Source organism: Streptomyces sp. NPDC001902 (assembly GCF_042891295.1).
Taxonomy (GTDB): Bacteria; Actinomycetota; Actinomycetes; order Streptomycetales; family Streptomycetaceae; genus Actinacidiphila.
In genome coordinates, this window is sequence record NZ_JBIATA010000007.1 from 43,916 (window position 1) to 67,761 (window position 23,846).

24 protein-coding genes and 1 pseudogene are annotated in these 23,846 nt (G+C 73.2%); 13 read left to right on the forward strand and 12 right to left on the reverse strand.

Annotation, left to right across the window (positions count from 1 at the left end; translation table 11 throughout):
* Positions 1-199 precede the first annotated feature (199 nt).
* Positions 200-1,072, forward strand: a complete 873-nt coding sequence (locus ACFYYN_RS14170; RefSeq protein ID WP_500545993.1) for an alpha/beta fold hydrolase — start codon at positions 200-202, stop codon at positions 1,070-1,072.
* An 8-nt stretch (positions 1,073-1,080) separates the two neighbouring features.
* On the opposite strand, the gene ACFYYN_RS14175 is transcribed toward ACFYYN_RS14170, so the two are convergent.
* From ACFYYN_RS14175 to ACFYYN_RS14185, 3 genes are read right to left on the reverse strand one after another with little or no spacing between them, the layout of a single operon-like run.
* A complete protein-coding gene (locus ACFYYN_RS14175) occupies positions 1,081-1,854 on the reverse strand; it encodes a phosphatase PAP2 family protein (protein WP_500545994.1) in 774 nt (257 codons plus the stop codon).
* A gap of 28 nt (positions 1,855-1,882) precedes the next feature.
* Positions 1,883-2,836, reverse strand: coding sequence for a YihY/virulence factor BrkB family protein (locus ACFYYN_RS14180; RefSeq protein ID WP_499510230.1), 954 nt, complete (start codon positions 2,834-2,836; stop codon positions 1,883-1,885).
* 42 nt (positions 2,837-2,878) lie between these two features.
* The gene (locus tag ACFYYN_RS14185) at positions 2,879-4,582 is read right to left on the reverse strand and encodes a bifunctional phosphatase PAP2/diacylglycerol kinase family protein (protein WP_500545995.1); all 1,704 of its coding nucleotides are present in this window, start codon (positions 4,580-4,582) and stop codon (positions 2,879-2,881) included.
* Positions 4,583-5,015: 433 nt separating this feature from the next.
* On the opposite strand from ACFYYN_RS14185, the gene ACFYYN_RS14190 reads away from it, so the two are divergent.
* Positions 5,016-5,774: a hypothetical protein gene (locus ACFYYN_RS14190; protein ID WP_500545996.1), complete on the forward strand. Its 759-nt coding sequence runs from the start codon at positions 5,016-5,018 to the stop codon at positions 5,772-5,774.
* Positions 5,775-5,811: 37 nt separating this feature from the next.
* Here the strand turns inward: ACFYYN_RS14190 and ACFYYN_RS14195 are convergent, their stop codons facing one another.
* A complete protein-coding gene (locus ACFYYN_RS14195; protein WP_500545997.1) occupies positions 5,812-6,666 on the reverse strand; it encodes an NmrA/HSCARG family protein in 855 nt (284 codons plus the stop codon).
* A 320-nt stretch (positions 6,667-6,986) separates the two neighbouring features.
* Between ACFYYN_RS14195 and ACFYYN_RS14200 the strand changes: the two genes are divergently transcribed.
* Complete coding sequence (locus ACFYYN_RS14200; RefSeq protein WP_500545998.1) at positions 6,987-7,733, forward strand: phosphotransferase family protein; 747 nt, start codon at positions 6,987-6,989, stop codon at positions 7,731-7,733.
* A gap of 224 nt (positions 7,734-7,957) precedes the next feature.
* Positions 7,958-8,443: a hypothetical protein gene (locus ACFYYN_RS14205; RefSeq protein ID WP_500545999.1), complete on the forward strand. Its 486-nt coding sequence runs from the start codon at positions 7,958-7,960 to the stop codon at positions 8,441-8,443.
* Positions 8,444-8,522: 79 nt separating this feature from the next.
* Here the strand turns inward: ACFYYN_RS14205 and ACFYYN_RS14210 are convergent.
* The 3 genes and pseudogenes from ACFYYN_RS14210 to ACFYYN_RS14220 form a co-directional block, all read right to left on the reverse strand.
* Positions 8,523-9,441, reverse strand: a pseudogene (locus ACFYYN_RS14210) (DUF6891 domain-containing protein).
* 112 nt (positions 9,442-9,553) lie between these two features.
* Positions 9,554-10,483: an RNA polymerase sigma factor SigJ gene (gene sigJ / locus ACFYYN_RS14215; RefSeq protein ID WP_500546000.1), complete on the reverse strand. Its 930-nt coding sequence runs from the start codon at positions 10,481-10,483 to the stop codon at positions 9,554-9,556.
* A 117-nt stretch (positions 10,484-10,600) separates the two neighbouring features.
* Positions 10,601-10,867, reverse strand: coding sequence for a WhiB family transcriptional regulator (locus ACFYYN_RS14220; protein ID WP_500546179.1), 267 nt, complete (start codon positions 10,865-10,867; stop codon positions 10,601-10,603).
* Positions 10,868-11,099: 232 nt separating this feature from the next.
* Between ACFYYN_RS14220 and ACFYYN_RS14225 the strand changes: the two genes are divergently transcribed.
* The 3 genes from ACFYYN_RS14225 (at position 11,100) to ACFYYN_RS14235 (ending at position 15,010) form a co-directional block, all read left to right on the forward strand.
* Positions 11,100-11,498, forward strand: coding sequence for an ATP-binding protein (locus ACFYYN_RS14225; protein WP_500546001.1), 399 nt, complete (start codon positions 11,100-11,102; stop codon positions 11,496-11,498).
* 448 nt (positions 11,499-11,946) lie between these two features.
* Complete coding sequence (locus ACFYYN_RS14230; RefSeq protein ID WP_500546002.1) at positions 11,947-13,428, forward strand: aldehyde dehydrogenase; 1,482 nt, start codon at positions 11,947-11,949, stop codon at positions 13,426-13,428.
* 55 nt (positions 13,429-13,483) lie between these two features.
* Complete coding sequence (locus tag ACFYYN_RS14235) at positions 13,484-15,010, forward strand: GMC family oxidoreductase (RefSeq protein WP_500546003.1); 1,527 nt, start codon at positions 13,484-13,486, stop codon at positions 15,008-15,010.
* Between the two features lie 39 nt (positions 15,011-15,049).
* Here ACFYYN_RS14235 and ACFYYN_RS14240 read toward each other — a convergent pair whose 3' ends face one another.
* On the reverse strand, positions 15,050-15,682 hold the full coding sequence (locus tag ACFYYN_RS14240) for a DUF6193 family natural product biosynthesis protein (RefSeq protein WP_500546004.1): 633 nt from the start codon (positions 15,680-15,682) through the stop codon (positions 15,050-15,052).
* 150 nt (positions 15,683-15,832) lie between these two features.
* Complete coding sequence (locus tag ACFYYN_RS14245) at positions 15,833-17,485, reverse strand: alpha-keto acid decarboxylase family protein (protein ID WP_500546005.1); 1,653 nt, start codon at positions 17,483-17,485, stop codon at positions 15,833-15,835.
* Between the two features lie 286 nt (positions 17,486-17,771).
* On the opposite strand from ACFYYN_RS14245, the gene ACFYYN_RS14250 reads away from it, so the two are divergent.
* From ACFYYN_RS14250 to ACFYYN_RS14260, 3 genes are all read left to right on the forward strand, one after another.
* Entirely contained in the window at positions 17,772-17,981 is a 210-nt protein-coding gene (locus ACFYYN_RS14250) for a hypothetical protein (RefSeq protein WP_500546007.1), read from the forward strand.
* Positions 17,982-18,044: 63 nt separating this feature from the next.
* Positions 18,045-18,350 carry a hypothetical protein gene (locus tag ACFYYN_RS14255; RefSeq protein WP_500546008.1) on the forward strand — a complete coding sequence of 102 codons (306 nt, stop codon included), beginning with the start codon at positions 18,045-18,047 and terminating at the stop codon, positions 18,348-18,350.
* A gap of 79 nt (positions 18,351-18,429) precedes the next feature.
* Complete coding sequence (locus ACFYYN_RS14260; protein WP_500546009.1) at positions 18,430-18,621, forward strand: hypothetical protein; 192 nt, start codon at positions 18,430-18,432, stop codon at positions 18,619-18,621.
* 267 nt (positions 18,622-18,888) lie between these two features.
* On the opposite strand, the gene ACFYYN_RS14265 is transcribed toward ACFYYN_RS14260, so the two are convergent.
* The gene (locus ACFYYN_RS14265) at positions 18,889-19,461 is read right to left on the reverse strand and encodes an SMI1/KNR4 family protein (protein WP_500546010.1); all 573 of its coding nucleotides are present in this window, start codon (positions 19,459-19,461) and stop codon (positions 18,889-18,891) included.
* A gap of 195 nt (positions 19,462-19,656) precedes the next feature.
* Between ACFYYN_RS14265 and ACFYYN_RS14270 the strand changes: the two genes are divergently transcribed.
* Entirely contained in the window at positions 19,657-20,814 is a 1,158-nt protein-coding gene (locus ACFYYN_RS14270) for a glycosyltransferase (RefSeq protein ID WP_500546011.1), read from the forward strand.
* 70 nt (positions 20,815-20,884) lie between these two features.
* Here the strand turns inward: ACFYYN_RS14270 and ACFYYN_RS14275 are convergent, their stop codons facing one another.
* A complete protein-coding gene (locus ACFYYN_RS14275; RefSeq protein WP_500546013.1) occupies positions 20,885-21,439 on the reverse strand; it encodes a DoxX family protein in 555 nt (184 codons plus the stop codon).
* Between the two features lie 198 nt (positions 21,440-21,637).
* Between ACFYYN_RS14275 and ACFYYN_RS14280 the strand changes: the two genes are divergently transcribed.
* Positions 21,638-22,162 carry a P-loop nucleotide/nucleoside kinase family protein gene (locus tag ACFYYN_RS14280; RefSeq protein ID WP_500327029.1) on the forward strand — a complete coding sequence of 175 codons (525 nt, stop codon included), beginning with the start codon at positions 21,638-21,640 and terminating at the stop codon, positions 22,160-22,162.
* A 42-nt stretch (positions 22,163-22,204) separates the two neighbouring features.
* Here ACFYYN_RS14280 and ACFYYN_RS14285 read toward each other — a convergent pair whose 3' ends face one another.
* The gene (locus ACFYYN_RS14285) at positions 22,205-22,594 is read right to left on the reverse strand and encodes a hypothetical protein (protein WP_500546180.1); all 390 of its coding nucleotides are present in this window, start codon (positions 22,592-22,594) and stop codon (positions 22,205-22,207) included.
* Positions 22,595-22,781: 187 nt separating this feature from the next.
* Between ACFYYN_RS14285 and ACFYYN_RS14290 the strand changes: the two genes are divergently transcribed.
* A complete protein-coding gene (locus ACFYYN_RS14290) occupies positions 22,782-23,750 on the forward strand; it encodes an alpha/beta hydrolase (RefSeq protein ID WP_500546014.1) in 969 nt (322 codons plus the stop codon).
* Positions 23,751-23,846: the final 96 nt, after the last annotated feature.

Below are 23,846 nucleotides of genomic sequence, written 5' to 3' on the forward strand. Positions count from 1 at the left end.
CCGGTGCGTCGAGGATGCCCGGTCGTCGGGACAACCCTCGGCGCCGTCGCTCCGCCGCCGGTCCACGGGCCGGGGTCACCCGGCCGGACCGGCCGTGATGCGGGCCGGTCGCGGTGTGGTCAGGCTGGCCGGTGGCAGTGAGGGGGCGTGCCGTGCGCGCGCCTCGCGTCCGGCGATCGGAGGGATGATGGCCGGCGCCGTGCCGTCCCGTCGGGAGTGGATCGCCGGGGGTGACCGGCGGCGCCTCCCGGGGTTCGGCCACGTCGTGTTCGTACGGCAGGACGGGCCGCCCGAGGGCACTCCCGTGACGCTGCTGCACGGGTTCCCCTCGTCCTCGCACGACTGGGCGGCCGTCGTGCCGCACCTGGCGGCGGGGGGTCACCGCGTGACCACGGTGGACTTCCTCGGACTCGGCGTGAGCGACAAGCCCTACCCGCACACCTACTCCCTGCTCGAACAGGCCGACCTCGTCGAGGCGGTCTGGGCGCTGGAGGGCCACGCGACCACGGCTCTGGTCGCCCACGACTACGGGGTCTCCGTCGCCCAGGAACTCCTGGCCCCCGACCCGCACCGGGTCACGTCGGTGACCTGGCTCAACGGAGGCATCTTCCCCGACCTCCATCACCCCACCCCCGAGCAGCGGGCGCTCCACGGCCCCCACGGGCCGGACCTGGCCGAGCACGTGGACGAGGGGAAGTTCACCGCGTCCGTGGCGCATCTGACCGGACGGCCCCTGCCGGAGGCGGTGCTGCACGAGATGTGGGCCGGGACGCGGACGCGCGACGGCCTCAGAGTCCTGCCGGGCCTCTTGCGGTACATGGACGAACGGAAGGTGCACGCCGCTCGATGGACGGAGGTGCTGCGCACGTGTGAGGACGAGCAGCAGTTCATCTGGGGCCCGGCGGACCCCATCAGCGGGGCCCATGTGATCCCGCGCATTGCGGAGTTCGTCCCCCGCTCCAAGCTGACCGTTCTCGACGACGCGCCCGCTGTGGGGCACTTCCCCCAGCTCGAGGCGCCCGAACTGGTCGTCCCGCTCCTGGCCGACTGGCTCGGCGGCTTGTCGGGCTGACCGGGGCCTCAGGGCCGCCAGGCGTCGCGTGGTGATTCGGGGGCGGCCCCGGTCAGTTCCGGCTCCAGGCCCTGCGAGGGGGCGGTGCGGGGACGTCCGGTCTCGGCGCGCCAGGCCTCGAAGACGAGGGTGGTGGCGGTGACCACGACCAGGCCCAGCAGCCAGCCGCCCAGGACGTCGCTGACCCAGTGGACGCCCAGGGCCACCCGGGTGCAGCCGACGCCGAGCACCGTGATCCCGGCGAGGGCCCACGGCAGCGGGCGCCACGCCTTGGGCACCAGGGGGAGCAGGGCGAGCAGCAGGACGGCGCAGGAGGTGGTGGCCGTCATGGCGTGGCCGGACGGGAAGGAGAAGCCGGGGGCGTGGGCGACCGGGTCCGGCAGGTGGGGGCGGGCGCGTTCGACGGTGTTCTTGGCGAGCAGCCCCGTCGTGGCTCCGGCGACCGCGGTGACGGCGGCCCAGGCCGCCAGGCGCCAGGCCCGGCGGGTCAGCAGCCACACCACCAGTACGGCGACCAGCGCGCGCAGCGTCGCCGGGTCCCAGACGACGTCGGTGAGGACGCGGAGCACGCGCACCAGGCCCGGGTGCTGCAGGGCGGCGCGGTGCAGATGGTCGGCGGCGCCCTGGTCCAGGCGGCGCAGCGGGGGCCATCCGGATTCCACCAGCAGTACGGCGAGGGCGAAGGGCACCGCCATGACGGCTGTGGCGGCCGCCGCGGCCGGCAGCCGGGCGCCCAGACGTGCGTCGGGTCCCAGGTGCGTGAAGTGGTACGGGATGCGCATGGGCGGGGCCTCCTTGGCCGGTCGGGTGTCACACGCCCGGGTCGTCGGCGGCGGGTTGCCGGACCCCGGCGCGCACCGCCTCCAGTTGCGCGGCGAACGCCAGGCCGAGGAAGAGCGCGACCGAGGTGAGGTAGGACCACAGCAGCAGCGCGACGAAGGCGCTGAGCGGCCCGTACATGCTCGTGAAGGATCCGCTCGCCCCGACGTACAGGCTCAGGGCCCAGGTCGACACGCTCCACAGCACCAGGTACACCGTCGCGCCGAAGGCGAGCCAGGTGTAGCCGGGCTGGGCACGGCGGGGTGAACGGCGGAAGATCGCGCTCGTGGCGAGCACCGCGAGGAGTATCCCGAGCGGCCAGCGCAGGAGGTCCCAGGCGTGCGTGGTGGCGGCGTCCAGGTGGTAGACCTGCGCCAGGGCCCGCGTCAGATGGCCTCCCAGGACGGTGAGGACGAAGCTGAGGCCCAGCGGCATGCCCGCCAGTACGGCCATCACCAGGCCGCGGCTGTACTTGTACAGGAACGGGCGGTCGCGCTCCACGCCGTAGATGCGGTTGGCGCCGCGTTCGACCTGGCACAGGCCGGTGGTGACGTTGACGACGGAGAACAGCAGCCCCAGCCACAGGGCCGCCTGCCCGCCGCCGTCGCCCTGCCGGTGGCTCTGCCGCAGGGCGTCGTCGATCACCTCCTGGCTGGGTCCGCTGGCGATCCGGCGGACGGTCAGTTCGGCGACGCGGCCGATGTCGTCCGTGTGCAGGACGCTCGACAGGCCGATCACGGCGATGGCGAAGGGGACGATCGACAGGACCGTCTGCAGGGCCAGCGCGCGGGAGTGGCTGAAGCCGTCGGCGTAGCGGAACCGCACGAAGGAGTCGCGCAGCAGGCTCCAGCCGCCGTACCGGCGCAGCGCGGCCCAGGCCTCGTCGCCGGACAGCTCGTCGCCCTGGACGTCGCGTCGTTGCGGGACGCGGGTGGCGGTGCCCATCGTTCTCCTGACCGGTACGGCCGCGGGGTGGCGGCGGGGGTCTCAGCCGCCGGGGGTGACGGCTCGGTCGTCGTGCCGCGGGGCACGCTCGGTGGCGGGTGCAGTAGTGGGGGCGGGGAGGCGGACGGCGAGCGCTCCCGGCTGGACCTCGGCGGTGAGCCGGGTGCCGTCGGGGACGACGTCCCCGTCGAGTTCCCGTGCCTGGGACGTGGCGAAGCCGATGTCGATCCGCCGGGCCTGGAAGTACTCCAGCGCCCCGCGGGCCACGGGCGCGCCGGTCACGGTGTCGCCGCCGCGGCGCCCCGGGCGGTGCGGCAGCATGCGTACCGCCAGGTGCCCCGCGGCGGCCGCCCATCCGGTCAGGCCACGGGGGTTGAGCAGCACGAGGTCCAGGCATCCGCTGTCGGGGCGTGCCCGGGGCAGCAGCGGCAGGCCGCCCTGGAGGACGCCGACGTTGCCGATGAGGACCATCCGCGCCCTGCGCGGCAGTTCCGGGCCGCCGTCCAGACGGATCGCCAGGTGCATGCGCGGGTCGGTGAGATGGCCGACCCCCGACAGGACGTAGGCGCTCCAGCCCAGGCGCGCCTTGAGCCGGACGGAGGCGTCACGGACCATGGCGGCGTCGAAGCCGGCGCCCGCCATGACGGTGAAGCAGGTCGCGGGCAGCCCGTCGCCGTGCACCCGCCCCACGTCGATGCGGGTGGTCCGCCCGGTCAGTGCCTGCTCCAGGGCCACGGCCGGGTCCATGGGCAGGTGGAGGTTGCGGGCCAGCAGGTTGCCGGTGCCGCAGGGCACGATGGCCATGGCGGTGTCCGTGCCCAGCAAGGGCCCGGCGCAGGCGCGTACGGTGCCGTCACCGCCGCACACGACGACCAGCGTGGTGCCGGCTACCGCGGCCAGTGCCGCGAGTTCCCCGCCGGGGCGCTCCGCCGTGGTGAGGGTCCACCGCTGGTCGGTGTAGCCGTGGCGGTCCAGGACGGCACGCACCTCGTCGGCCAGTTCTCCGGGGCAGGCATGCGGGTGCCGGACGACGACGGCCCGGCGTCCGCCCCCACCACGGGAGCGGGGGCCGGTCGTCCGGCCCTGCCGTCCGCCGGCCGGCGGCAGGGCGCGGGTCGTCACGAACAGGGTGCAGGCGCCGTTGAGGAGACCGCCGATGACGTCACTGGGGTGGTGCATGCCCGCGTACAGCCGCGACACCGCCACCGCGGCCGGGACGCACAGCAGCAGGACGACCGACGGAAGCCGCCACGGACGGCGCGGCCCGCGCGCCGCGAGCACGGCCAGGCCCCCGTACAGGGCGAGCGCGGCCCCCGCGTGCCCGGAGGGGAAGCTCGAGGTCGGCGGTGCGAGCTCCAGGTGCGGGACGTCCGGGCGGGGCCGTTCCACGCACATGGTGACGAGGACGAAGACCGCCGACTGCGCCGCCACCGCGCAGGCCAGGAAGTACGCCTCGGCCCGCCGCGCGGTGCGCGGCAGTACGAGCAGCGCCATCGCGCACAGCAGCGTCACGGCGATCACGCCCTGGGTACCCGCGACCAGTGACAGCCCCTGCGCCACGGTGACGCCCGCGCCGGTACGGTGCGCGGACAGGGACCGGACGACGCCGTCCTCCGCCGACAGCGGCCACCGGTCCGCCAGGGGGCCGGTCACCAGCGCTCCGAGCGCCACCAGCAGCCCCCACTGCGCGGGCAGCAGCAGCAACCACCGCAGCCGTGGCGGGACTGCGCCGCCAGCGATCCTCATGGCTGCCGTCTTACCCGTCTGGCCCAGGTGACGCGTGACCGACGACATCGAGGGCCCGGCTCAGGGCACCTCGGAAGCCGGGCCGCGGACGAGCTGATCACCCATCAGCGCCCGGCGCACCTCCCGCACCACGTCATCATCGCCATGGCGGCCGTCGCGCTGCTGGTCGCACCGCTGCTGATGGGTCGGCAGGAGCGACCTGGAGAGCCCCAGCGGCAAGGCGGCGGCGCGGCCCGGGGCTGTAGCGGAAGGACGCGATCGCCCGGGACCGGCCGTACGGGGCGGCCCCGGGGGCGATCGGCCGGAGGACGACTGGGATGCGCCCCGGCGTGTCCCGGACTGGACGACGGAGCTGGACACGTCCAGCGCGTACGGATAGGGAAGGACCCACGTCGCGTCAGCGCCGGGAACGAGGGAAGGCGGAGACAAGGCCGTGCCGCGCGGGGACGAGGTTCACGAGGTTCACGAGGCAACCTGCGGTCCGTGGCCGCTGTCGACTCGCGCCCTGGCCCGTGAGGCCGGGCAGGCACGGCGGCTCCTTACGGCCGGGGAGTGGCGCCCCGCCCCCGCGGACTCCGCAGCGGCCACGGCCGTCCTGGACCGTCTTGCGGCGCCGCTCCCGGCCCGGCGGCAAGCGACCGCCCGGACCCGCGCCACGGACCGGGACCGGCGGCTCCAACGAGTCCTGCGCACCACCCTCCACCACCTCGACGCAGGCGCCGTCAGCCCGCGCGCGGCCGCTCTCCTCGCCGCCGTCGCCCGGGCCTTCCTGCCGTGGTACGCCACCCCGAACCCACCAGTGGCAGCGGCCGCGCCCGGATACGGGTCCCCGGCGGGGACGGCAGGCGGACGGACCCGGCCGGCGACCGACGCGGGCGAGGCCCTGCTCCCCGAACTGACCGAACTGTTCGCCGCGCTGGCCTCGGCGGGCCCGCCCGGGACCGCCCCGCACACACCACCGGTCCGGCCCTGGCAGGTCCGGTACGCGGGCCGCTTCCGGCGTCACGGCAGACCCGCCGCCGGGGTGTGGACGGCCGAGACCGTCGGCTGCCCGGCGTGCGGAGGCCGGGACGGCCCGTGGACGGTGACCTGCGACTGGCGCCTGATCCGGCTGGGCTGTCCGTGCGGGGTGACGACCCACGAGCACGGTCTCGCCCTCTCCGAAGTCTGGCTCCTCCTACCGGACGTGTGACCGGCTGGGGCGTCGTGGCCTGGCCGTGCGCCCGGGCTCAGTGGGCGGGGGCGAAGGCGGCCTGCGCCCATTCGGCGAAGCCGGTCCAGGCGATCTCCGGATGTGCCGCGTGGAGCGCGGGGACGTCGACGCGGTAGCCGGGGCCGTTGAGGAAGGTCCACATCGCGTGCATGTCCGGGTTCCCGATGGCCTCCAGCGGTACGCGCTCGTGCCGGACGTCCCGCCCCAGGGCCGCGCACAGGGCGTCCGCCATCTGCGCGGGCGTGGGTGCGTCGCTGGCCAGTTCGATACGCCGCCCCAGGTAGGGCGGCGCGGGGTTGAGCAGCACCTCGGCCGCGAACGCGCCATGGTCGGCCCGTGCGAGCTGCTGCAGCGGCCTGTCGGCGGGCAGCGGCAGGTCGAGCACGCCGCCGCGGATGCGCTCCGCGCCGCCGAGGGCGTTGTCGTAGAAGTACGTCGGCCCCAGGATCGTGTGGGGCACATCGCCGGAGGCCAGCTCGGCTTCGATGCGGGCCTTGCTGTCGAAGTGCGGTACGCCGCTCCCCTGGTCGGCACCGGCCACCGAACTGAACACCAGATGCGGTACGCGCGTCGCGCCGGCGGCGGTCAGGATGGCCCGCCCCTGGGCCACCTCGGCGTCCACGCCGGCCTCGAAGGGCGTGGTGAACGCGAAGACCCCCGCCACCCCGTCCATCGCCGCGGCAAGGGAAGCGCCGTCGTTCAGGGAGCCCGCCACCACGGTGACGCCCCGATCGGCCAGCCGCCGCGCGGCCTCCCGCGCGGGATCCCGCACCATCGCCCGCACCCTGGCCCCGCGGTCCAGCAACGCGTCGGTCACGGCCCTGCCCTGTCCGCCGGTTGCGGCAAGCACCAGGATCGGCTCATCAACCATCGGGAAACTCCTTCTTCATGGCCGCAGGGCATGAACGCCAATGCGCAGTATCCGGCCGCGGCGCATGCACATGCGCGGCAACACGGACACATCGGGCCCCTCCACGGGGTGAACTTCACGCCGGGACGTGTGCGAACAACGGGCGCCCGGCATGGCCTTTCCACGGCCGTTCTCCGTGGTCACGAACTTCCTTCGTCCCCATGACCCATCACCCGGTGCATGTGTGACACCCCGGATCGGTGTCGGGACGCCGCCGGCCGCGTCATCGCACGCGACGAACCCGGCGACGTCGGCGATCACCCCCGGGATACTGGTCGCCCATGGATGAGGTCGAAGTCGTCGTCGCCCATTCCGAGCGCGCGACCCTGCGCGTCGGCGACGTGTTCCTGAAGGTGGACGCCGATCAGGCGCGCATCGACGTCGAGGTCGAGGCGATGTCCCTCGCGCCGGTCCCGACCCCGGAGGTCCTGTGGCGCAAGCCGCCCGTGCTCGCGATCGCCGCAGTCCCGGGGACGACGCTTGGGCGCCTCGGCGGGCCGTCGACCGGGTCACCGGCGGCGTGGGCCGCGGCGGGCGCCACCATCCGGAAGCTGCACGACGCGCCGCTGCCGCCCCGGCCCGGCGGGGCCGGCCGGAGCCTCGTGGCGCTGGCGGCGGAACTCGACGGCGAGTGCGAGTTGCTCGTGACGAACGGCCTCCTGCCCGCTGACCTGGTCACCCGCAACCGCCGGGTCGCCGAGGCCGCGCTCCGGCCGTGGACTCCGGCGTTCACGCACGGCGACCTGCAGATCGCGCACGTCTTCCTCGACGGCGACGAGGTCACGGGCATCATCGACTGGTCCGAGGCGGGCCAGGGCGACGCCCTGTACGACCTCGCCACCTTCACGCTCGGACACGAGGAGCACCTCGACGACGTCGTCGCCGGCTACGGCACCGACGTCGACCTCGACGTGATCCACGCGTGGTGGTCGTTGCGAAGCCTGCTGGTGGTTCGCTGGCTGATCGAGCACGGCTTCGACCCGTTCGCGCCGGGCTGCGAGGTCGACGTGCTGAGATCCCGGATGTGAGGCTGCGCGGGCCCGGCTGTTCGCCGACGACTTGGAACTGGCACGCCGCCTTTCCCGGAGGTCCGGAAACCTCCTTCCACCAGGAGTCGTCATCCGCCGTCCCTGTTGCGCCACGCGTGCAGCTTGTCCGGCTGCATCATGAGCCAGATCCGGCCGATGCGGCCCTCCTCGGTGAGGTCGATACCGATGACCGCCGCCGTCACGCCGTCCACCCGGCCGGCGAGGTGCGCACGGGGCTCGTCGTCGCCTGGCTGAGCCTCTGCTTCTGCCTGCTGGCGGGCGGCGGCAACGACCTGTTCGTGACCCGCTTCCACCTCTCCATCAACGCGGTCACCTGGGCCGTCCGCGTCGCGGTGTTCGTCGTCCCGGTGGTCTCCTTCGTCGTCACCAAACGCATCTGCCCGGGCCTGCAGCGGCGCGACAAGGACGAACTCCTCCACGGCGCCGGGACGGGCGTGATCCGCCGGCTGCCCCACGGTGAGTACGTCGAGGTCCACCGGCCCCTCGACGCCGCCCGGCGTCACGTCCTGGGCTCCCACGAGCAGTACCGGCCCCTGTACCCCGGCCCCGACGAGGACCCGAACGGGCTCCCGCCCCGGCGGACCCGCCGCGAACGCCTGCGGATGCGCCTGTCGCACGCCTTTTACGGGCCCGCGTCACAGGTGGCCAAGCCCACCGAGGAGGAGGTGCGGCACGGCATCGAGCACTGACCAGCGAAGGCGGGGGGATATCGGGCGGCTGTCACCCTCGGCTCACACCTGATGTGGGTGTGATCCTTGACGCCGGTCCCTAACCGACCAGGCGGCGGCGCCAGTCCAGGGGCGTGACGGTGATGGCCCGGTCGGGGTCACGGTCCCACACGGCGTGGAGGCCGGCCGCTTCGAGGGCGGCCACGACCTCGTGGCCGATGGCTGCAGTGGTCTCGGGCGAGCCGTCAAAACCCCCGTAGAGGAGCATCAGTCCGTGACCGGCCGCGGCGGAGTCCGTGCACTGGGTGTGGAAGTAGACGAAGCCGCGGGCGTCCGGCCTGCCTTCGTCGCCGATCTCGGACTGGCCGCAGCTGCGGCAGCAGGTGAAGTTCTCACGGGCGGTGATGCCGGCCTCCTGCAGGGCAGGCGAACGCGCGGGTGAGTCGCTCAGGGTCGGTCTCGCCCTGCCATGCGGTCTGCTCCGCGACCCGCTCCAGCCACAACCGGTCGGCCAGCGCCTCCGCCTGCTCGCGCGAGACGGGCCGACGGTCCTTGGTGACCAGGTACTCCTCGGCAAGCTCGGCCAGTTCGGCGCGGGAAGCGTAGCCGCCGACCAGCACCTCGCGGACGCGCTCCTCCAACTCCACGCGCTCGTTTTCGTCGAGGCCGAGCGGCGGTACTTCGGGGACGGGGCCCATGTCCAGGAGCGACCAGCCCAGACCACCGTCCCAACCGGCCTCCTGGCTGGCCCAGCCGGTCATCGCCGCGACCACGGCTTCGGGCCCGTCGGCCATCGCCTGGAAGTGCCGGTCGGCGGCACCGTCCCGGTGCTCCAGCGTGTAGTCACCACCGGCCTCGTGCCAGACCTGGGCGAAGACGTCAGGCAGGTCGGGTATCCGCTGGACCACCAGGAACCGGTCACCGTCACCACCGATGTGCCGGACCAGCCCAGCCAGCTCCTCGGCGGACACACGGACGTGCCGCTCCCGGTTCTCCGTCTTCACCACGATCTCGAGCATGCGCAGACTTTGACACACCCCTCTGACACACCCCTCTGACCGCAGACCTCCCGGGGGCCGACCAGCCCTGATCCCGGGTGGGCGTTGACCGAGGTGTGACGACAGACAGCCCCTAGGCCCAGGCGGCCAGCTTGTCCGGGTTCAGCGTGATCCACACGTCGGTGATCCGCGATCCGGCGACGTGCAGGGTGACGACGGCGACCACCGCTCCGTCCACCCGGCAGACCAGTGCAGGGCGGTGACCGGCGTTCTCCAGGGTCATGAGGGCCGTGGCCAGACGGCCCTCCTTACGGGACGCGCCGATGAGGTAGCGGGCGGTCCTGGCCGCTCCGTGGATGGGCTTGAGAGCGGCACGGACCTGTCCTCCGCCGTCCGCCCGCGTGGTGACCTGCGGGTCCAGCAGGGCGATCAGGCGGTCGAGTTCGCCGGTCTGGCACGCCCGCTTGAACTCGCGGACCAGCCGCCGGTACTCCTGCTGATCCGCCTCGTGCCTGCGCGCGGAGGTGATGCCGCGGCGGCCCGCCACGGCCAGCGCGCGGCAACTCTCCGCGCTGCGGCCAACGATGGCGGCGATCTCGACGAAGGACACCTTGAAGACGTCGTGCAGGACGAAGCTCACGCGTTGCGCCGGCGTGAGGGCCTCGAGCAGGACGAGCATCCCCATGGTGACGGAGTCGTCCAGGGCGACCCGGTCAGCGGGGTCGCCCATGTGCGCGGACGTCCGTACACTGCTCCACGCCGAGCTGTCCGGCAGCGGTTCGGGCAGCCACTCGCCCGTGTACCTCTCCCTGCGGACGCGGGCGGAGCCGAGGTGGTCCAGGCAGATCCGGCCGGCCACGCGCACCAGCCAGGCCGTGGGGGACCTGATGCCGGCGCGGGCCGAGGGGGACATCGCGTACCAGCGGGCGTAGGTCTCCTGGACGGCGTCCTCGGCGTCGTGCGTCGATCCGAGCATCCTGAAGGCCAGCGCCATCAGCATGGGCCGGTCCTTCAGCGCCGGGTTCGGGAGGGTGCCCGGTCGCCCCGCGTCCTTGCCCCGCATGAGCATGAGTTCCTCTGGCCGAGGAGACACCTGTGCGGCGGCGCAGGGCCTCCATGAGTGTCGTGCTTCCTTCGTGCAGGCGGTGACGGAAACCGGCGAGCCGTCGTGTGGGGCGGCTCAGGCGGCGGTTCCGCTCGCCCCTCTGAGTCGTTCACGGGTGGCGCGGTGCCGCATCGCACGCCGTTCGCTCTCCGTGGTGCCGCCCCAGATGCCTTCCATGGGGCCGCTTTCCACCGCCCACTCCAGGCACCGGGCGATGACGGGGCACCGCCGGCACACTGCCTTGGCCTCGTCGATCTGCGCCATGCCCAGGCCACTGCCGCTGATCGGGAAGAAGAGTTCCGGATCCTCCCCGCTGCAGGCGGCGGCGTCGCGCCAATTCATGGAAGCCTCCTCATAGGTGGTCATGTCAGCCCACCGTTCGCGGCCGTTCCGCGGCCCAGGGCCCGGCCCCGACCGGGGGGTAAGTGCCATGTCTGGATGCTATGGACGAGCGCGCCGTGACGTCCAAGACGGATATCGGAAGGCGTCGATAGACACAGCCTATGGTCGCGATCCGCACATCCCGTGAAGGCGTGCGCCTCCACAGAGGTACGACGACGCAGGCCGCCGGAATGTGACGTACGGGCCCCGGGGCGACGCGGCCGTCGTCAGCCGTGCCCGGTCGCTCGTCACCCGCCAACTGGCCCGCTGGGGGCTGGACGACCTGGCCGAGTCCACGGGGCCGATCGTCAGCGAGCCGGTCACCAACGCCGTCGTCCACGGCGGCGGAGGCTGCGACAACGACCGGACGATCGGGCTGCGCCTGATCCGGCACGCGGTCCTGACCTGCGAGGTCTCGGACTCCAGCCACAGTCACCCGCTGTCGCACCGCCCCACCGCCACCGACGAACACGGCCGCGGGCTCTTCCTCGTCGCGCAGTTGTCCCCCGCCTGGGGGGCCCGCCACCTTCCGGACGGCAAACTCGTCTGGGTCGACCAGCAACTGCCGCCGGGGGCGGGTTCTTCGCCGTGATCGAGGGCGCGACGTCACCCGCGTCCGTTTTATACAAAAATGTTAGCACTTATTGCACCTTGCGGCTTATCAGCGCTACGCTGCACGGACATCCTTCAATAGCACCGGCCGGGGGCCTCCGGACGCTGCGGGAGGCCACCGCCTCCGACGCCCCACCGGCACGTGAGGCGTCCTCGGAGCCCCCGCGCACGCACCGAGGCCGGTGGCGGGCGGTCGCCAACTCCCGCTCCGCGAGCCGGAGCACGACACACGCCCCACGCCACCGGGAACCCTCGGCGACACCGCCGACGTGCACGACGCCACCCCGTGCGTCGCTGACCGGGCCCCGCATCCAGCAGGCCCGTCCGATCGGCAACACCCTTCGCTCTGGCACCACCGGTCCCAGCGCCACCTCCACGCGCCGTACTGCGCACGAAGCACCGCCCCCCGCACAGCAGGAGAACCACCCGTGACCCTCACCGGCGAGAACACCGTGCAGCAACTGCTGATCGACGGCGTCTGGCAACAGGCCGCCGGCACGCACACCTTCACCGCACGCGACCCGTTCACCGGCGACATCGCCTCCCAGGCCGCAGCTGCCCTCTCGGCGGACGTCCTGCGGGCGGCCGATGTCGCCGACCGTGCCTTCCCCGCCTGGGCGGCGCTGCCGCCCAACGAACGCCGCCGCATCCTGTGGGCGGCGGCCGACGCACTCGAAGCGCGAGCCGAGGAGATCTCCGAGGCGATCACCGTCGAGATGGGCGGCCCCGCCCCATGGGGCCACTACAACACCTCGGCCCTCGCCGAGAAGTTCCGCTACGCCGCGAGCGCGGTCCACGACGGCCTCACCGGCGAGCTCATCCCCTCCGAGGCACCCGGCCGCACCTCCATCGCGATCCGCAAACCGGTCGGCGTGGTCGCCTGCATCATCCCGTGGAACGCCCCGGCGCTGCTCGTCGGAAACTCGGTCCCGTACGCGCTGGCCGTGGGCAACACCGTCGTGATGAAGGCGTCCGAGCAGACCCCGCGCACCCACGGCCTGGTCGCCGAGTGCCTCACCGAGGCCGGGCTGCCCCACGGGGTGTACAACCTCGTCACCAACGCGCCCGAGGACGGCCCCGAAGTGGTCGACGCGCTGATCGCCCACCCGGCCGTACGGCGGGTGCACTTCACCGGTTCGAGCCGGGTGGGCCGGATCATCGCGCAGCGGGCCGCCGCGCACATGAAGCAGGCGATCCTCGAACTCGGCGGCAAGGCGCCCGTCCTGGTCCTCGCCGACGCCGACCTCGACCGGGCGATCAGCGCCACGGCCTTCGGCGCCTTCGCCAACTCCGGCCAGGCGTGCCTGTCCACGGAACGCATCCTGGTCGACCGCAGCATCGCCGAGGAGTTCACCCGGCGCCTGGCCGCCGTCGCCGCCACCGTCACCTGCGGTGACCCGCGCGACCCGCACACCGTGCTCGGCCCGGTCGTCGGATCGGACAGCATCGATCGGCTGTCCGACCTGGTCCTGGACGCGGTCACGGCCGGCGCACGGCTCCTGGCCGGCGGGACCTCGGACCGTCCGTGCTTCGCGCCCACCGTACTGGCCGACGTCACCCCGGACATGCGCGTCTACCGCGAGGAGTCCTTCGGCCCCGTCGTCGGCGTCATCTCCGTCGACGGACCCGAGGAGGCCCTGCTCGTGGCCAACGACAACGACTACGGGCTCACCTCGGCCGTCTTCACCCGGGACATCCCCCTCGCCCTCGACCTCGCCAAGCGCATCAACGCAGGCATGTGCCACATCAACGGCAGCACGCTCGACGACGAGGCGCAGATGCCCTTCGGCGGCGTCAAGAACAGCGGCTACGGCAAGTCCGGCGGGCGCGCCGGCCTGGAGGAGTTCACCGAACTGCAGTGGATCACCATCGAAGGCTCCCGGCCGCCGCGCTACCCCATCGCCGAATGACCTGCCCCTCTGGGCACGGCACACGATCGACTCACCAGGAACGGACGGGACATCGATGACCGACAGCTACGACTACGTCGTCGTCGGCGGCGGGACGGCCGGCTGCGTGATCGCGGCACGGCTGTCCGAGCCCGAGGGCTCACGCGTCCTGCTGCTGGAGGCGGGCACGGCGCAGACCTCGGCCGACATGACCTCGCCCCCGGCCTGGCCGGCCCTGCTGCGGACGTCGGCGAACTGGGGGGACACCACCGTCCGGCAGCGGGCGAGCGGCACCACCGTCCCCCTCGCCCGCGGGCGCACGCTCGGCGGCGGATCCGCCATCAACGCGATGAACTTCCTCCGCGGCCACCGCTCCAGCTACGACGCCTGGGCGGAAGCCGGACTGGAGGGCTGGGGGTTCGACGGGCTGCTGCCCTACTTCAAGCGCAGCGAGAACCTCTCCGGACGGGATCCGGCCCTGCGCGGGGTCGGCGGCCCCCTGACCGTCGGGCTCCCCGAGTCCCCGAACCCGGTCGTGGCGGCCATGCTCGACGCGGCGGCCGAGACCGGTCACCGGCGCGCGACCGACATCGGCGGCGGAGCGGAGGAGGGATTCGGCTGGTCCGACCTGAACGTCGTCGACGGCAGGCGGCAGAGCGCCGCCGACGCCTACCTGGCCCCCGTCCTGCACCGTCCCGACCTGACCGTGGTGACCGGTACCCAGGTGCTCCGGCTGCACATCGGCGGCGGGCGGTGCAGCGGGGTGGAGTACGGCGCCAGGGACGGCACCGTATCGCTCGTCCGGTGCTCGGGCGAGGTGGTCCTCACCGCGGGCGCCATCGGATCGGCGCAACTGCTGATGCTCTCCGGAGTCGGCCCCGAGGGGCACCTGCGCCGTACCGGCATCGACGTCGTGGTGGACCTCCCGGGCGTCGGGGAGAACCTGCACGACCACCCGATCGCCAACCTCATCTACCGGGCTGCCCGTCCGGTCCCGGAGGGCGCCAACAACCACGGCGAGGCGTACGGCCTGGTGCGCAGCGGGCCCGGGCTCGACGGCCCGGACCTCCAGGTGCTCTTCGTCGACGCGGCGGGGCACATCCCCGTCCCCGACGCGCCCGCCGCGCCCGCCGCGGGGCAGGGTTACACCATCTCCGTCTCCTCGATACGGCCCCACAGCCGCGGGAGCGTCCGCCTCGCGAGCGCCGACCCGGACGTCCTGCCGCTCGTGGACCCCGACTACTACGGCGACGAGCGGGACCTGGCCGCCGTGGTCCGGGGGCTTCACCTGGCGCGGGAGATCGGTCAGGCGGACGCGCTCGCCGAGTGGCGCGGGCACGAGGTCCTGCCGGGGCCCGAGGTCACGGACGACGCCGGCCTGCGGGACCACGCGCTCAGGACCCTGTGCTCGTACATGCACCCCGTCGGCACCTGCCGGATGGGCCACGACGACGGCTCCGTCGTCGACCCCGCCCTGCGCGTGCACGGCGTCGACGGCCTGCGGGTCGCCGACGCCTCCGTCATCCCCTCGATCCCCTCCGCGAACACCAACGCCACCGTCTACGCGATCGCGGAACGCGCCGCGGAGCTGCTGCGGTCCTGAGCGGTGGCCCGGATAGGTCCCGACGGCGCCGGCGGGCGGCTACCGGGGCGCCCCGGACGTGACGGGGCCGAGTCCGCTCGGCAGATGCCGGACGGCGACCGCCACCGCATCCCGCGCGGTGGCGGTCTCGGTGAGGACGTCCCGGTCGGCGAAGGCTCCGCGGACCGTGAACCGGTCGACGTCATAGGCGCGCAGGCACGGCCCGGTGACGGTCAGGTCCGGGCGGGTGGTGGTCGAGAAGTACAGCACCCACCTGTCCCTGAAGGGGTACAGACCCCTCAGAGCCGGTTCGGCGTACGCCCTCTCGACCAGCGCCCGGTATCCGGGCACGGCCACTTCCCCCGCCTCCTTGCGCAGGCCCTGCCACTCGGACTCGGCCAGCCGGACGGGATCGCCGTCGGGCACCTCGAACCGGCCGGTCATGAGCACGAAGGGCGCGACCCGGCGGATGTCGCTCAATGACCCGCCCTCGTGCCAGGCCCGCGCGGCCCTCGCGAGTTGCCCCAGCTCCGCGGCGCGTCCCCAGATCAGCGGCACGCCCTGCGACGCCTCTCCGCCACGGATCCACCACTCCCGCGCGAACTCCGACGCGTTGATCCGCAGGGCACCCCGGTGCGGCAACCTGCTCTCGACGGCGGCGTGGGTCAACACGTCCGCGGACGGGGCGGTCACGGGGAGGGAGTAACCTTCCCCCTCCGCCACGGCTCGCAGTGCCTGGGCGAGACCGCCCCGACTCGCGATGTCGGGAAAGAGATCGGCTGGATCACGTTGCTGGGCCACGACTTCTGATTCTGCCGCAGCCGCCCGCCGGTTGACGGCAGGTCAGCCGGCGTAGAGGCTCTCGATGTTGTCGTGGAGCTGGTTGGCCAGCGGCGGAGCGGTGTAGGTGTCGGTCATGACCTCGATGTAGCAGCCGGTGCCGGCCTTCGCCGCCGCGTCCATGGCCTGGTCGAGCTCGGCGAGGGTCGAGACGCGGGCGGTGAACCAGTCCTCGCAGCCCAGGGCCTTCGGCAGTTCGGCGTAGCGCCAGTTGGCGAGGTCGTTGTAGGCGATGTCCGGGTGCTTGCACAGCAGACGCTCGATCAGGTAGCCGTGGTTGTTCAGCACGAACACCACCGGGCGCAGCCCGTACCGCCCGAACTGGCTGATCTCCTGCGCCGTGAGCTGGTGCGAGCCCTCGCCGGTGATGAGGACGACGCGCCGGCCGTCCTGGGCGGCGACGGCCGCGCCGACGGCGGCGGGCGTGGCCCAGCCGATCGAGCCCCACAGGGTCTGGTTGTGGAAGGTGGCACCGCTGGGCAGCTGGGCGAACGCCAGGCCCATGGAGACCGTTCCGGTCTCGGCGACCAGGATGTCGTCCGGCTTGAGGAAGTCCTCCCAGCGGGGGTAGAGGTTCTCGGCGGTGATGGAGTCGCCGCCGCTGCCTCCTGCCGGGGCCATGCGGGTCACCCGGGCCTCGAGGTGCGGCCACTGCTTGCGCGGCAGCTTCTCGGTGAGCGCGACGAGCAGGTCCTTCATCTCCACGCTCTGGTAGGTCATGCCGTCGACGCTCACGTGGTGGTGGCGGATGTCGATCGTGCGACCGGGGTCGAGGTCGGCGGTGAACGCGCCGCTGTTGAAGTCGTGCATCAGCGCACCGACCAGGACGACGACATCGCTGCCCTCGACGAAGCGGCGGACGCCCTCGTTCATGAGCTTGCCGTCGTACATGCCGCAGTAGCCGGACTGCTCCTCGTTCAGGACGCCCTTGTCGGCCATCATCGTGGCGAAGGGCATCCCGGTGGCGTCCAGGAACCGCTGCAGTTCCGGTCCGAGGCCGGAACGGGCGGCGAGCACCCCGGGCAGGGCGCAGGCGCTCTCGGCCCGGCCGAGCATGTCGGCGACGGCCCGCACGGCGGCGTCCAGTTGCTCGGGATCGCTGGCGGGTGCGGGGATCGGCTGGGCCGATCCGACCACGGGCATCTCCGCCAGGTCGGCGGGGAACGCCATGTAGACCGGGCGGCGGTGGTAGGCCGCCGCCGCGATGAGCCGCTCGGTCTCGGACGCGACGTTCTGCGGCGTCATGATCGCGCTCGCGCACACCACAGCATCGGACATCTTCAGGAAGAGGTCGAACTCACCGTTGCCCAGGGTGTGGTGGACGACCGAGTGGTGCGCCTGCACGGGCATCTTGGGCATGCCGACCAGGTGGAACACGGGCAGGTGGTCGGTGTACGCACCGGCGATGGCGTTGATCGCGCTGAGTTCGCCGACCCCGTAGGTGGTGCTCACCGCGCCCACACCGTGCACGCGGGCGTAGCCGTCGGCGCTGTACCCCGCGTTGAGCTCGTTGCAGCTGCCGATCCACTGGATGTCCGGGTGCTGGGAGATGGCGTCGTTGACGGGGAAGGCGTAGTCGCCCGGGACGCCGAAGACATGACGCACGCCGATGTCCCGCAGCCGGTTCAGGACGTGCTGGATGACGGTGGTGGACATGGGGAGGTTCCTTTCCTGGTGACGGCATCACCGCCCCAGGGCGCCGGTCTCCGGTGGAGCCGGTGCCGGCCTCGCCGGGCGGCGCGGAGTGCGGCGGGCACCACGGGAACGGCCACCGCCAGTGCCACAGGTGAAGCGAGCCGGGCTTTTCGCCCCCGCAACATGCTGTCCGCATCCCCCACAGCCCGCAACCGGAGCCATCCGGCGCACGAGCTGCGCGAACGGATCGCAGGGGTCCGGTCGAACACGCGGTCCGGCCTGCGGATCGGCCGATACCCTCGCCCCCATGGCCGGCACCACCCCGTTCCGGCGCCGGCTCGCCGTCACCGTGCTCGTCGTCTGGCCGGCGCTGTCCCTCGCCGGATGGGGCCTGGCCCACCTCCTCGGAGGTCCTGAGGACCTGATCGACTCCGCCACGACGGTGGGCAGGCTGATGCCGGCCGTGGCGACCGTGGAGAAGACCCGCCAGTTGCGGCAACGCCTCCGCACGAGGTAGCACCGCACCCCTGCCCCGTGCAGCGCGCAGCCGCCCGAACCCGACGCCGCTCGAGGAGCCATCGTGCACGAGTTCGCAGCAGTCCTCGCGGGTGCGCCCATGTCACCCCGCGGTGAGGCCGTCTTCATGCTGCTCATGGGCCTGGGGATGACCGTGTTCGGCCTGCTCGGAATCCGGCACACCCGCTTCTGGGTGGCGTACGACGAGCAATCACAGCAGGACGCCCATGACGCCTACGGATGGGTGCCCGCACCGACCTCGGCCACACGCAAGGCCTCGCGCATCAAGACGAAGATCGTCGGCTCGGTCTTCACGATCGCCGGCCCGACGCTCGCGATCATCGGGGCCCTTCGCCTCATCGAGCAGTAGGCGGATCCGGATCCGGCTCCGCCGGACGCACGCGCCGACCGTATGATCCGGGCATGATCGACCGGACGGCCCTCAGGAGATGGGCAGGGCAATCGACTGGGCGGGACTGATCCCGTCAGGGCTCCTGCTCTTCACCGGCGTACGGGAGTACCGCGACGGCGGGTCCATCGGATGGCCCGTCGCCGGGGCGTTGCTGGTCCTGGTGAGCTGCTGGACGGTCTACCGCGGGATGTCCCGCCGACGGGGCGGGGCCGGCAGGCCGATGCCCTGACCCGCGGTCGCGGGGTCCCGCCGGGTGCCGATCATGTCGAGGAGGACCGTCGCGTCGTGGTCGCGGCACCCTTCCTCGGCGTAGTGGGTGACCAGACGGTGACCAGGGGTGCCGTCCGGTTGCATCGGCTGGTGGCCCAGAGTGATGTCGCCGGGCCTCGACGCCGTACCGGCCCCCGTTGGTGCCCGCTACTGACCCGACCGCCCCGGCACCGGCCGACCGCGACCGCGGGGACACGGGACAGAACCGCGCCCCCGCGGCGTGCCCTCAGGCGGCGAGCCGCGTGGCCGCCTCCTCCCACCTGCCGGGTTCCGGGAGCTCGTCGTCGCCGTGGCCGTCCAGCCGGTACCAGCCGCCGCCGGCGAGCCAGGTCCCGAGCCAGTCGGCCAGGGTCCGCTCGTCGACGAACCAGCCGTCCGACCAGTCACCGGTGTCGGCGTTCGGCTCGAAGATCAGGACGGTGCCGCTCGCGCTCCGGCAGTCCACCGCGCCGTACATGCCGCAGCCCCAGTCGAGGATCGGCAGTACGCCCTCGGGCCAGTGCGGGGAGGCCGCGGCCTGTGACTCCGCCCGCTGGGCCTGGTACGCGCCCACCGCGCTGCACCCCTGCCCGACCAGCGGGAACAGCTCGTACCCGGGCCCGAAGCCGCCGTTGGCCACCTCCGTGTAGAGGCGGGCGAGCAACGGCGGTATCGCGAAGCCCAGCAGGGCTTCGGCCTCCGCCACCTGAGCGGCCCGGGCGGGCGCGGGCAAGGTCCCGGTGGTGGCCCCGGCCTTCGCCGCCGCGCGCACCACCAGGTCGTCGGCCAGGTCATCGGCCGGGTCGTCGGCTTCGATCATGTGCCGATCATCACAGGCCCGTCTGACAGGCGGTGTCCACGAGCGATCCGGAGGGCACCTGCTTGCTTCGGCAAGTAGCCCCCATATACTTGTGCCGACAATCATTTCCGGGTCCACGGCAGCACGCCGGCCCGGGGAGTCGCACCGCGACGACGGTCCGCCCACCGCGGCCACGCACGTGGCACAAGCACACAGGTGATCTCGATACCCATGCGCATCCTCATGTTCAACACCCCCCTGACCGGCCACTTCCTGCCCCTGCTGCCGCTCGCCCGGGCGTTGCGCGCGCAAGGGCACACCGTTGCCTTCGTCTCCGCCGCCGCCATGGCCGGCCCGGTCGAGGCGCAGGGTTTTGAGCTGATCCCCGCCGGTCCGACCGTCGACGTGGCGATCGCCGAAGTGTCCCGCCGCAGCGGTGTCGACATGGCGTCGAATCCTTCGCCGGCGCTGGTCGCCGAGTTCTTCGCCGGGGCACGCGTCGACCTCTCCGTGGACGAGGCCCTCGCGGAGGCGCGCACGTGGGAGCCGGACCTGGTCGTGTCGGAGCACTGCGACTTCGTGGGGCCGCTGGTCGCCGCCGTGCTCAAGGTGCCGTCCGCGGTGATGGGCATCGACCCGGCGCTGGAGCCCGAGGTCCTGGACGCCCTGGCCGCGACGGCGCGGTCCCGTTACCTCGACCGCGGTCTGCAGGCCCCGGCCCACGCGCCGTCCGGCCGCTGGCTGGTGGACCTCTGCCCGCCCGGCCTGCAGCGCGGCGGGGCTCTGCCGCCCCTCGAACGGATGGCGCTGCGGCCGGAGCCCCACCAGGGCCCCGAGGGCACGCCGCGCGCGGCCAGGGTCCCCGGTACCGGCCGGCCCCGGGTGCTCGTCAGCCTCAGCACCGTCTCCGGCAGGGCCTCCGCGCTCGGTCCGCTGCTCCGGTCGCTGAGCGTCCTGGACGTCGACCTCGTCGCCACGACGGGAGGTGCCCCGGTCGACGACCTCGGGCTGGAGCCGGGCAGGGTCGAGCTGGTGTCCTTCGTGCCGGCCGCGGAGTTGCTGGACGGCGTGTCGGTCGTCGTGCACCACGGCGGTTCCGGCAACACGTTCGGGGCGGCGGCGCGCGGGATCCCGGCCGTCGTCGTCCCGGGAGCGGCCGGACAGCAGCGTCAGGCGTTCCGGCTCCAGGCCGCGGGAGCGGGCGTGGCGATGCCGATCGGCGAGCAGGGGCCGGAAGCGGTCACCGCCGCGGTCAGCCGTGTGCTCGCCGAGCCCGCGTTCACCGCGGCGGCGGAGCGCCTGCGTGACGAGATCGCCGCGATGCCCTCGGCCTCTGAGGTCGCCGAGCGCCTCACCGCCGCCGCCGCGGCATAGCGCGCAGCGCGAGAGGGCCCGTCGGACGACTGACGGGCCCCACGCGCGCGGACCCCGCCGCCGTCCCCGGTCACTTGCGGAACAGCAGCACGAACACGCCGAGCACCACGCCGAGGACCACCGCGGAGACGCCGTGGCCCACCCGGTGCGCGCGCACGCCCGGAAGGTGCCGGTCGAACGCGAAGCGGCCGGGGCCGCCCACGGCGAGCGTGGTGGACAGCGCGGCGATGAGCAGTTCGTACTCCACCCCCGTCGGGGCGAAGAACCCGCCGCCCCACTTCACGGCGACGGCGTTGACCATGACGCCCACCACCGCCGCCCCGGCGAGCGGGGTCAGCAGCCCGAGGGCGAGGCCCACGCCCCCGAGCACCTCGCTGAGCCCCGCCAGCACCGCCATCGCCTTCCCGGCCGGGTAGCCGCCGGAGGTGAAGACGCGGCCTGCGCCGTCGAGGCCCACCCCGGAGAACCAGCCGAACAGCTTCTGGGCTCCGTGGCCCGCCATCGTCAGCCCGAGCACCAGCCGCAGGAGCAGCAGCCCGGCGTCATGGACGTACGGCGGGACGCCGAACTCGGCGGTGGCGTGGGAGCCGGAGCGGGACAGTGTGCCGAGGGGGGAAGCGGACATGTCTGAGGCCCTTCGTGGGGATGTGCGGCCTGCGAGCCGGACGTCGCGACGGGCGGTCCACCGCACGGCCGATCACGGCAGCAGCGTGACGCCCTGCGGCGCCGTCCGGCAGGCGGCACGCCGGACGTTAGGTCCATGGGGGTCGCATGCCGTGCCACCGATGGCCCCACCCCGTCCCTCCCCTGGCAGGATCTCCGGGTGACCTCCTTGTTCCTGATGGTCGGCCTGCCCGGGGCCGGGAAGACCACCGTGGCCCGGCGGCTCGCCGGGGAACACGGCGCGCTGCGCCTGACGCCGGACGAGTGGATGATCCCGCTGTTCGGCGCATCCGAGGCCGACGGGAAGCGCGACGTGCTGGAAGGGCTGCTGCTGCGGCTCGCGCTGCAGGCGCTGGCGCTCGGGACCGATGTGGTCCTGGACTTCGGGTGCTGGTCGCGTGACGAGAGGTCGGCGATCCGCCGCCTGGCGGAATCCGCGGGCGGGTCCTGTCGCCTGGTGTACGTACCGGTGGACCACGAGACCCAACGGGCGCGCGTCGCCCGGCGCCAGGCCACGACACCGGAACGGACCTTCCCGATGAGCGAGGCGGACCTCCTGCAATGGCGGGCGCTGTTCGAGGAGCCCGACGCCGCCGAACTCGCGGGCGAGGACGTGGGCGACCCTCCCGCCGGGTGGCCGGGATGGCGCGAGTGGGCCGCCGGCCGGTGGCCCTCGTTCGAGTGAGGACCGCCGCGGGGGCCTCGCGGGCTCGACGGCCGGCCGCCGTCAGGTCAGGGCGGGCATGAAGCCGCCACGCGCTACGCCGGAGGACAGCAGGACCGGCCAGTCGAGCGCGTCCGGCAGCTGATCCACCGACAGGACGACCGCCCCACCGGCCTGTTCGACGTCCAGGCACCAGTCGGCCATCCCGCTCGACGCCGCACCATCGTCAGGCCCGCCCAACACCGGCGCGGCCAGGACGGGTACGACGCATCCGTGGTCGCCGGGCCCGTCCACGACGCACAAGGTGAGCCGGGGGAAGACGCTCCAGCCCTCACACAGGGGCACCGCCCCGCCGGTCGCGACCAGGGGCGGCAGGGCGTCGTGGACGGGTGCGTCGGCCAGCAGGAGCACAGGCGTGGCACCGCGGACGAAGAGCGTCTTCTCGGGATCCATCAGCACGCGGACACTCTCGCAAACCCTTCGCGCGAGCCGCGAGCGGGGGCCGGCACATCGCCGGCGGGCGCCCGCAGGAGCCCACGAGATCTTTGACCGAGCAAGGATTTGCTGCGTAGAATCCGCCCTGACTTTGGCAACGCTAGTCAGGCTTGGCGTGGCGCACGGTACGCAAGAGGAGTTGACGTTGGCTTTCCCGTTCGACCCGGAACTCACCCGGAGGATGTCCCGGCTCGCCCAGGCGGAGGGGCACGCGGAAGTCGCGCGGATGCGGGCGGAAGCGGCCCTGATGGAAGCCGATCCCTACACCCCGCCGGTCCCGGTCGACTTCCGCGAGGTCACCGTTCCGGGTCCGCAGGGCGCCCCGGACGTCCGGGTGCACGTCCACAGGCCGGCGGGCCACGAAGGCAAGCTGCCCGGCCTGCTGTACGTGCACGGCGGCGGCTTCGTGATCGGGCTCGTGGACTTCTTCCACAACGAGACCACCCGCATCGCCGCCGAGGTGGGCGCGGTGGTGGTGTCGGTGGACTACCGCCTCGCACCGGAACACCCCTACCCGGCCGCCCTGGAGGACTGTTACGCCGCCCTGCGCTGGCTGGCCGGGCACGCCGACGAACTGGGCGTCGACCCCGACCGCATCGGGGTGGCCGGTGAGAGCGCCGGCGGGAACCTCGCGGCCGCGGTCGCCCTGTACGCACGCGACCACGGCGGCCCCGCCCTGAGCATGCAGTACCTCGGCGCCCCCATCCTGGACGACCGCCTCGCCACCGCCTCCATGCGGGCCTTCACCGACACCCCCGGTTTCAACCGCCGCAACGCCCAACGGAGCTGGGACCACTACCTCGGCGGCAAGGGGCTGCGCGGCGGCGACGGCGTCAGCCCGTACGCCGCCCCGGCCAGGACGGAGGACCTGGCCGGACTGCCGCCCACGTACATCGCGGCCACCGAGTTCGACCCGTTGCGCGACGAGGACCTGGCCTACGCCCAGCGGCTGATCACCGCGGGCGTCCCCACCGAGATGCACCACTTCCCGGGCGCCTTCCACGGCGCGGCCCAACTGGCCCCGCGGACCGAGGTGAGCCGCCGCATGATCGCCGAGCAGCTCGACGCCCTCCGCCGCGGTCTGCGAACCGGCGAGGCCGGTGGGACGGCCTGACCGCCGTCCCACCACCGGCCCACCGCCGGCCCACTGCGGGCCCCCTGCTCCAGCCGGGTGACACCCGGCACGTGGCGATGTCCGCGGTGGGCGAGC